At 47.6% G+C, this 9,193-nt stretch carries 7 protein-coding genes; 3 read left to right on the top strand and 4 right to left on the bottom strand.

Annotated elements, in window-relative coordinates:
- Together ABUA47_RS09460 and ABUA47_RS09455 are read left to right on the top strand one after the other, a co-directional pair.
- A partial coding sequence (locus tag ABUA47_RS09460) for a response regulator (RefSeq protein WP_349831563.1) occupies positions 1-1,796 on the top strand: 1,796 nt, incomplete at its 5' end.
- A 62-nt stretch (positions 1,797-1,858) separates the two neighbouring features.
- Positions 1,859-2,257 carry a hypothetical protein gene (locus tag ABUA47_RS09455; RefSeq protein WP_005825862.1) on the top strand — a complete coding sequence of 133 codons (399 nt, stop codon included), beginning with the start codon at positions 1,859-1,861 and terminating at the stop codon, positions 2,255-2,257.
- A gap of 314 nt (positions 2,258-2,571) precedes the next feature.
- On the opposite strand, the gene ABUA47_RS09450 is transcribed toward ABUA47_RS09455, so the two are convergent.
- Positions 2,572-3,282, bottom strand: a complete 711-nt coding sequence (locus ABUA47_RS09450; RefSeq protein ID WP_347774542.1) for a SprT family zinc-dependent metalloprotease — start codon at positions 3,280-3,282, stop codon at positions 2,572-2,574.
- Positions 3,283-3,569: 287 nt separating this feature from the next.
- Here ABUA47_RS09450 and ABUA47_RS09445 point away from each other — a divergent pair, with 287 nt between their 5' ends.
- A complete protein-coding gene (locus ABUA47_RS09445; RefSeq protein ID WP_009037381.1) occupies positions 3,570-4,430 on the top strand; it encodes a head GIN domain-containing protein in 861 nt (286 codons plus the stop codon).
- A 148-nt stretch (positions 4,431-4,578) separates the two neighbouring features.
- Here the strand turns inward: ABUA47_RS09445 and ABUA47_RS09440 are convergent, their stop codons facing one another.
- The 3 genes from ABUA47_RS09440 to ABUA47_RS09430 form a co-directional block, all read right to left on the bottom strand.
- Complete coding sequence (locus tag ABUA47_RS09440) at positions 4,579-6,915, bottom strand: carboxypeptidase-like regulatory domain-containing protein (protein ID WP_009037382.1); 2,337 nt, start codon at positions 6,913-6,915, stop codon at positions 4,579-4,581.
- 12 nt (positions 6,916-6,927) lie between these two features.
- Complete coding sequence (locus ABUA47_RS09435; protein ID WP_005825870.1) at positions 6,928-7,332, bottom strand: hypothetical protein; 405 nt, start codon at positions 7,330-7,332, stop codon at positions 6,928-6,930.
- A gap of 154 nt (positions 7,333-7,486) precedes the next feature.
- A complete protein-coding gene (locus ABUA47_RS09430) occupies positions 7,487-9,157 on the bottom strand; it encodes a LuxR C-terminal-related transcriptional regulator (RefSeq protein ID WP_009037383.1) in 1,671 nt (556 codons plus the stop codon).
- Positions 9,158-9,193 lie beyond the last annotated feature (36 nt).

Below are 9,193 nucleotides of genomic sequence, written 5' to 3'. Positions count from 1 at the left end.
GCATTGTAGAAAGGGAGAATTCCATACGCGTCATCGTAAAGCCCGCCCCTTGGCAAACGTGGTGGGCATGGTGTATCTATCTGCTTATTGCCGCCGCCATCATCGGTATCTTCATCCGTGCCTGGCTACGTATCAAGCAGGAAAAAGAAACCACCCGGCGTGCCAAACTTGAGAAGGAGCAGGAACAACGGGTGAACCGCATGAACATGAGTTTCTTTGCCAACATCTCGCACGAGTTCCGCACCCCGCTCACCATGATTTCGGGCCCGGTGACACAACTTTGCGAAAGTCCCAAGATAGAGGGAGAAAACAAACAACTGCTTTACATCGTACAACGCAGTGTGGGGCGCATGCTCCGTCTGGTGAACCAGCTGATGGACTTCAACAAACTGGAGAATGACACCCTGAAGCTGCGAGTGAAACGGACTGACATCATCTCGCAACTGCAACGCTTTGTAGATATTTTCCGCATCAACGCCAACGAGAAAGGCATCGCACTGAACACTTATGGCCTGGAGGATACTTTCCTCATGTGGCTGGACGTGGACAAGCTGGACAAGATTGTAGGAAACCTGCTTTCAAACGCCTTGAAGTTCACTCCGAACGGTGGGAAAGTGGAACTGTGCTTCGACGTCATTACCCGCGAAGAGGCTGCGCGTCTCTTTACGCTGACCGACAAAGACATCGACACGCAATACGTCAAAGTTGCCGTGGCCGACAGCGGGAACGGAATCCCCGAGGAACAGTTGGAGAAGGTATTCGAACGCTACTACCAACTGGACAATCAATCCAAAGGCACCTATAACTGGGGAACCGGCATCGGCTTGTACTACGCCCGCAGCCTGGCGCTGCTGCATCACGGCTACCTGAAAGCCGGTAACCGTACCGAAGGAAGCGGAGCCGTCTTCACCCTGCTGCTGCCGGTGAATGACCTCTCCTATACCCCCGAAGAATGTACCCTCCCCGAAGAAGAACAGAACAAGGCGTTTCCGATACAAACGGAAGAACAGTATCAACTGGAAAACACAGAGAGCATCCGGCAACAAAAGCAAACCCTGCTGGTGGTAGACGATGATACGGAAGTGGCCCACTACCTGAAGGCCCTGCTTTCTCCCGTCTACAACGTTGTCTGCCGCTTCGATGCCGACAGCGCCTTCAAAGCCATGAGCGAAGAAGCTCCCGACCTCGTACTGAGCGATGTAGTGATGCCCGGAAGAAACGGTTACGACCTCTGCCGACAGATAAAGGAAGACTTGCAACTATGCCACATCCCCGTGATACTGGTAACAGCCAAAGCTACTGTAGAGAACCAGGTGGAAGGTCTGAATACCGGTGCAGATGCCTACGTAACGAAACCTTTCGAGCCCAACTACCTGCTGGCGCTTATCAAATCCCAGCTGAAGAACCGTGAGAAAGTGCGCAGTCTCCTGAGCCGTTCCACCCAAACGGATGAGATTGAGGAGAACGTGCTCTCCCCGCAAGACAACACCTTCATGACCGAACTTTACCACCTGATGGAAAACGAACTCTCCAATCCGGAACTGGACGTGGCGCGCATGACCGAGCTGCTGAAAATCTCCCGCACCAAATTCTATTACAAGGTAAAGGGGCTGACGGGTGAGAACCCCAGCGTATTCTTCAAGACCTACAAGCTGAACCGTGCCGCCAAATTGATAAAGGAAGGGAAATATACCATCTCAGAGATAGCGGACATGACGGGATTCAGTACACTGTCCCATTTCTCGACCAGCTTCAAGAAACAATTCGGGGCGACGCCGAGCGAATACAGCAAGTAAAAAACCAGTCGGTTCAAATTTATTCATTACATTTGTACCATTCTTAAAAAAACTTTTTATCCATGGCACACCGACTGAATACCAACAAGCAGTTTATGATAGGCAACGGCATCCTTGCTTTCGCCGTGATTTTTGTAGTTGTCATCTTTGTCTACATGAGCATGAGGCTGCAACAACGGAAAGAAGGAGAACGCAACTTCATCGAGACATACACCATCACACTGACGAAAGGATTTGCCGGAGATTCCACTTCCATATTCATCAACGACAGCCTGCTGGTGAACCGCACCATTGCAGAAGAACCTTTCACCATCGAAGTGAAACGCTTTGCCGAGCAAAACGCACTCATGATTGTAAACAATGCAACTGAAAAGCTTTCCTTATTTGAGCTAAGCGAAAAAGGGGGCGAATACCGGTTCGAGAAGGAAGGGGAAGAGGTGAAGCAGCTGGCAAAAAATTAGGGATAAAAAGTTGTGAAGCATTTTGCTCTCATATTTCGGAGTCAACAAGCTTTTTCCTGGCTTACCAACAGCCACTACAAAGACATCACATAACTTTTGCAGTGCTACTGCAAAGACATTACACAACTCCTGCAGTGACACTGCAGCGATACTGCACTCCTTTTGCAGCGTTACTGCAAAACAGTTGCAGTGTCACTGCAAAGGTGTTGCAGCAGCACTGCAAAAGGAGTGCAGTGACAGTGCAAGAGGTATGCAGTAGTTTTGCAGTATCACTGTCTGTAAAACAAGGAACTACTTACCGTCCATACTAATCTCTAACCATTTATTTTCGTTTGATATTTCCGAAGCTCCGCTCTCAATGCTTGTGCCTTTCCATCAGTCATCCGGTCGAGCAAATCCCAGAAACGCTCCCCGTGATTCATCTCGCGGGTATGTGCCAGTTCGTGCAGTAGCACGTAGTCTATCAGATGCTTGGGAAGAAGTACCAGATAATAGGAAAGGTTGATATTGCCTTGTGCCGAACAGCTTCCCCAACGCCCGCTGCTGGAATTTATCTTCACACTCTTGTAAGGAAGGTTGTGCTGCATGGAAAGCATATACAGACGGGGCGGAAGAACAATTTTCGCATTTCGCCGTAAAGCTTCCTCAATTACATTGCGCAGCCAAGCCTGCAGCTTCTCATCCGAGAAATCGGCATCAGGAGGACAGATTATCTGCATTTCCCCCAATTCCGAACGGGACAAGAACCGTTCCCGTTGTCCGCTGACCAACGTCAGTTTAAAGAACTCCGTATCAATGCGGTAATCCAAATCAATCAGCTTTCTGACCAGCTTCTGTCTGGCAGCTTTCAGACGCGGACGAAGCTGCTCGATGGCACTCTCTACCTCGGCAAGAGAAGTCCGGGGAGGCACAGTCACGTAAATTCCATCTTCCTTTGTACGGAAAGTAAGACGCCGTGCCCGGGCATTGACCCGGACAAACAAAGGACCAAGCTCTTTATCTTCTATAATGCGGTTTACTGTCATAAATCAAAGCCTCTCCCATAGGAAAGGGGCGGGAAGAGGCTTTGCAAATGAACAAAGAATCGTCCAAAAACGCAAGCAAATACCTGACAAAAGCGGACGGAGTGTCCGATAATGAACACTACACAAAAGCGACTATCCTTTAATAATCAACATTTTACACTTATGGCACAATAATTGATTAAAGTATGATGACCGAGCGTCCTTTGAAAAAAGCATTTTTATATGCAACTTTTTCAAGGTAGATCACGTCTAACTAATAAATACTGAATCACAAAAAACAAAAGAATATGAAAGCTCTAACAACATTTATCGCAATCGCCTTATTGGCATTCAGTACAACCGCTTGTTCACAACAACACACATACCGTTCCGGAGGCTTCGGCAGCAAGACGGTCAAGGCAAGCAAGAATTATGTAACCAAAGACATAAAAGTGGACAACTTCACCAAGCTGAGTGTAGCCGGCAGCCCCGACGTGACCTACACGCAGAAGTCCGGCAAACCGACAGTGGAAGTATACACCTCGGACAACATTGTAGACTTACTGGATATCCGTGTCAAGGACAATACCCTCTACATCGGCTTCAAGAAGAACGTCAGCGTATCCTATAATAAACTGGAAGTACGTGTGTCCGCAGAAAAGCTGAACGGCATTGCCGTGGCAGGTTCGGGAGACGTGGAACTGAAAAACGGACTGAAGACGGATGACATCAAAATCTCTGTGGCTGGTTCGGGTGACATCAGTGGAAACAACATCTCCTGCACAGACCTCGATATTTCCATCGCAGGCTCGGGAGACATCAATAGCAGCAACATCACTTGCAATGACCTCCAAGTATCCGTTGCAGGTTCAGGTGACATGAAGCTGAATAACGTAACCGCCAACTTCACCAGAGCATCCGTTGCCGGTTCGGGTACCGCCATCCTGAGCGGCAGTACCCAAGAAGCTGAATACAGCGTGGCAGGTTCGGGTGATTTGCTTGCTTCCGATTTCGTTGCCAAGAAAGCATCTGCCAGTGTTGCCGGTTCAGGCGACATCAAGTGCCATGCCACAGATTTCCTGAAAGTACGCACCAGCGGAAGCGGCAGTGTAGGCTACAAGGGTAATCCGGAACTGGACTATCCCAAGAAAGGACTGTATAAACTCTAACATAGAAAACATAGATTCTCAGATTGATGACTATAAACCTAAACTAAATTCTCTCTCAAATAATTACCTGCAAAAAGAACGAAGGACTCCCGCGAGGAAGCCCTTCGTTCTTTTATCACCCCACACCTCCGAAGCACGGGAACAGTTGTCATTTATCTATATTCAGAATGCCCGATTCATTGTCGCTGTTATTGATGCGTCTGCCGGATGATTTGTAACGCTTACCAAACTCGAAGTTATAACTCAGCTTGATAACCGCCATCTGTCCTATTTCTTTCGCATGACTCCACGAGGTATAGGGCGCCACTTTGCTCACCCGTTCCTTGCCCGTCTTGTAGTTGTTGGTGAACGGGAACATCATCCCTGCTCCTAATTGCAGCCGCTTGTGGGTATAAGTGGCTAAAACAGCAGCCTGGTTTTCACCCTTATAAATCGTTTCGCCCATCAGCTCGTTCGCCCTTTTACTGAATTGTCCCAACAGAGAGAACTGCTTATAATTGAACACAGCACCCAGGTTGTAATAGAAATCATTATACGTATGGGTATAGGTATTGCCGTTAGACCAGTAACGTGTAAATCCACCATCTATACTCAGCGTCAGGAAATTCTTCAGACTACCAATGTTCAGTCCGCGGAATGTGAAAGAAGGGCCAAAGCGCAGAAACTGTGCAGAACGCTGGTTCTCGTTCATCGAAACCAACTTGTCTCCCTCGGCAAACACACTCTCCATGATGATATTCTTGTGATAGCCATGTGTCACATTCAGCATGAAGACGAACTTCTTCTTCATATAGGAATAGTTCAACGTATTGTTGAAAACGCTGTAAGTCTCCAATGCCGGGTTACCGCGTACTATCTGGATGGTATCTATCGCCTGCTCCACATTGGTCAATGCACTGAGCGAAGGAATCTTGGGTTCGACATTGAACCGATAGTTGATGTTGCCGTTCTTGTGCGGAGAGAAGTTCAGACGGACAGTGGGAGTAAAGGTATAGTAGGTATGTTCCTCCCCTCCTTCCTTGAAATAAGAGCGGGTCAGTCCGGCACTCACACCATAGCTCACTTTCCTGATATTACCCTGCACCTCGGCAAACGCCGCTGTCTTTGCCTGGTTCATTTCCGATACGACGGGTGAAGAGCCTGCATACTCGTTCCTGGCATACATCTGGTAGTGGCGCAATCCGGCGCTGAATACGAGGAACTTGAAACGCTTGTCGTAGATGGCTTCACCGATAATGGAACGCTTATTCCCCGTCACATCTGTTTCAATCATCGCCAGGTCTTCGGCTTGAGGCGTATATTCGTGGTAGAGCCTATTATTGTCGGTGTGCATCAGCGTACCGGTCACGCTCATCGTAAGCATCTGATTCTTCGGTAATGTACGCTGGTAATAAAGGTCGAGCGAAGGAGTGTAGCTGGACTGCTTGTTCTTCAGTCTGGAGAAGATATAGTTATCGGCATCCGCAGCATCATACAACTTGTTCGACTGGTTCAGGCAAGGGGCATCATAGACACTGTTGCGGAACACGACGTTGAATACGTACTTATCCTGCTCCGTCAGATTGTAAGAGAGGTCGATATTGTGGGTAAAGTGCTTGTTTTGGTCGTGAAGCCCCTCCTGCACACGATGTATCGTCTTATTTTCCAACACATATGTCTCGTCTATATCCGTATATGTTTTTTTGAAGTTACGGGCAGACAAGTTATAGAACAATCCCCATTGTGACTTGTTATGATTGAACTTTGCCACCACATTGTCCTCGCTAAACAACATGTGGGGAGCATTAGTGGCTTGTATATTGACCAGTCCACCCGTTTCGCGGCGGCGGACAATGATGTCCACCACAGCGCCCAGGCTGCTGTCGCCATAGCGCTCTCCCGGATTTTCGATGAATTCTATTCTTACAATCTCCTTGGGCAGGAGGGCTGCCACTTCGGTGGAGGTAGCCACAATACCGTTGATACGTGTCTGTACGCTGCCGCCATTGGCTTCCAGGCCTTTACCAAGAGCATCCACCTTCAAGTGCGGAATGGCAAGGTTCAGCATCAGGTCGTAGGGATTATAGGAATTCTTCATGGCAGTAGCGGTGGGTACTACAACCATGCGGTCTACCTTCTGCGTGATATTGCTGCCCGATATTACCACCTCGTCCAGTGCTACCGACTGTTCTTTCAAGATAATGTCTCCCATCTGCACAGTGCCTTGGGGAGTCCTGATGACAATCTGTTCGCCGACGTAACCGATATAAGAGAGTCTTAACAGGAAATCCGAACCGGCAGTGGCTCTCAAAGCAAATTTACCTTTGCCATCAGTGGTGCTTTCCGTAACGAATGAAGAGTCGGGCAAGGAAATCAGGGCTACATTGACAAATTCCACCGGACGGTTCTGTTCATCTACAATTGTACCGTTTACTTTCACTGTTTGTGCCGCTGCGGCAAAGCTACCCAACAGGCATACGATAGCTATAACAAGAATCTTTTTCATAAATGCCGGTGTTTAGAGTTTGTCTTTTAAAGCTGACTCGATGATTGCCTTTATCTCTTCTGACGAAAGAGTTTCTTTATTGGTCCACTCCTTGTCTCTCTCCTCCGAGATATCCAATACGGAATCGCAATGTTCCGACATCAGCAGAAAGAGCATTTTCTCTGAAGTTTCGCCCGACGCGCTTATTACCTCATAGTGCACTTCGGCATACTTGCAAAATTTGCCGTCTACGTTACGACCACATTTACGCTCCAGGTATCCGTAACGGAATTTCTCACCTTCGCCTAACTGCGACTTAACATATTCCTTAGTTGCCGACTTTATTTTATACTGGTCGCTTCCGGGGAAGTAACATGAAGTAAGAGATACAAGTGCGAAACACGCTGCGATTGCCATTGTTCTGAATGTACTTTTCATAAGACTTTCTGTTTTTTGATTTGATGCAAAGTTAAGGCAAGAAGTCTCTTAACTCCTACTAAATCGCACTATTAAAAGTCTTAATACTTAGCACATAAAGCACTGATTATCAACAATGACATATTATAAAAGTCTTAATCCGGCCTCTTCCGGTCTAAATGCCTCTTATGCACTCCACAATATCCTGTTTTTCGCCTGCATTTATCTTCTTTCGGATGGAAGTCTTACGCACGTAGATGGTTGCACTTGTCTGTTGGGTGACCACACCGATTTCTTTCGTGGAGAAACCGGCACAGAGCAGACAGCATATCTGCACTTCCTTATCAGACAATACCTGTCCGAACTTTTCCATCATGCGGGAATAAAAGCCATCGTATAGTTTATCAATTACCGGATAAAGGTCTGCCCAGGCAAGAAGTCCTTCCACCGGAATCTCCTTATTGCCGATGCCCGAAATAAGTTTCAGCAACGCCTGGTTCTGTGAGGTAGGCGTATTGGCAACAAGCCGTATGATACCCAGCTGCTGAAGAAGCAGCTTCTTGAAGAAAGCACCGCTATTCTCTTCCTGATTGTCCGATACCTTCTGGGCATCTTCCAGCAGGCGGGTCAGTGCATCAATACGTTCCTCGGCTTCGGCAAGGCGCTTCCGTCTGTTACGGATATAAAAGGTAAGGGAAACAAGTACCCCGACAAACACAACAACAACCAGCATCGAATACATCCGTGTCTTCTGCCGTTTGATTATCAACTCATAGTTCAACTGTTGAAGCTTGTTCCTGGTCACCAGCTGTTGCTCTATCACGCTATTCTGGTCCCTCATCTCATTCCTGACAGAATCAGCAAACCTACCGAAAGTGACAATGTCCAAAGGTGCCCCGGAAGTATAGTCCAGAATTGTTTTCAACTGTGCCAGCGCACTGCGTACAGAAAAGCCCTCGGCTCTCTTTTCTTCCTGCTTCAATTCATTGTTCCACGCCTGCTCCCAATAGTAACGGGCAGAATCCAACTGATGAAGGTTCAGGAAGTTTTCAGCAAAGATTACCTGCAGAATGGGATAGTTGTCGGTCATAGGCATCAGCCGTCTAACCCGGTGAAGCAGTTCATTGGACTTGGTATATTCATGGCTGTTGGCAAGAAAAGCGGCATAATTCCTCAGATAGTGACAGGCCGAAGCTGTATCGGCTGCCGCCAATGCCATGTCAATACTCTGTTCCAGGTAATCCGAAGAAGAAGGGTGGTTGGCAAGCGCCATATTGAGTCCCAGGTCATAGAGTATGGAGCAATGTTCCCGGACAGATAGCTTATCAGCATATTGCAATATCTTTTCCATCAACTCTATCGCCTGGGAGTGGTCATTTCTCAGATAAGCTATCTCTGCCTTTCCCCGATAAAAAAGAAGAAGCCAGAAGGTGTCTTTCCGGGCTATGGCATAGTCCAAGCCATTCTCAATCGCTTCATCCATGCGTTCCTCCTGCTTCATCCATTTATAATAGGAGGCTTCAAGCAGGTAGCCATCAAGCATACGGGAAGAGTCTTTCCGCTCACGATAGTAGTGTATCGCTTCAGGAAGCAGCGAATCTTCCGCCAATGACATACCCATACGGTAGCGGGCCTGCGCACAGTTCCAAACGAACTGCATCCACTCCGCTTCTGAAAACCCGACATCCTTTTCTATGGAATTAAGCAACTTCAGCGCACTGTCCGGACGGCTCTGCAACAAAGAGTCGGTCTGCGCCAAAAGTTTTTTGTTGCCATGACAGTCATTACAGCCTACAAAGCACATAATGCCTAAAAGCATAATACAGATGTATAGTATGTTTCTCATCTTCTCCATTGTATATATTTGCAGTGAGTAAAGTTG

Source organism: Bacteroides sp. RTP31139st1_H2_RTP31139_211217 (genome assembly GCF_040227615.1).
Classification (GTDB): Bacteria; Bacteroidota; Bacteroidia; order Bacteroidales; family Bacteroidaceae; genus Bacteroides; species Bacteroides uniformis.
This window is presented reverse-complemented; position numbering and strand designations above follow the sequence as displayed.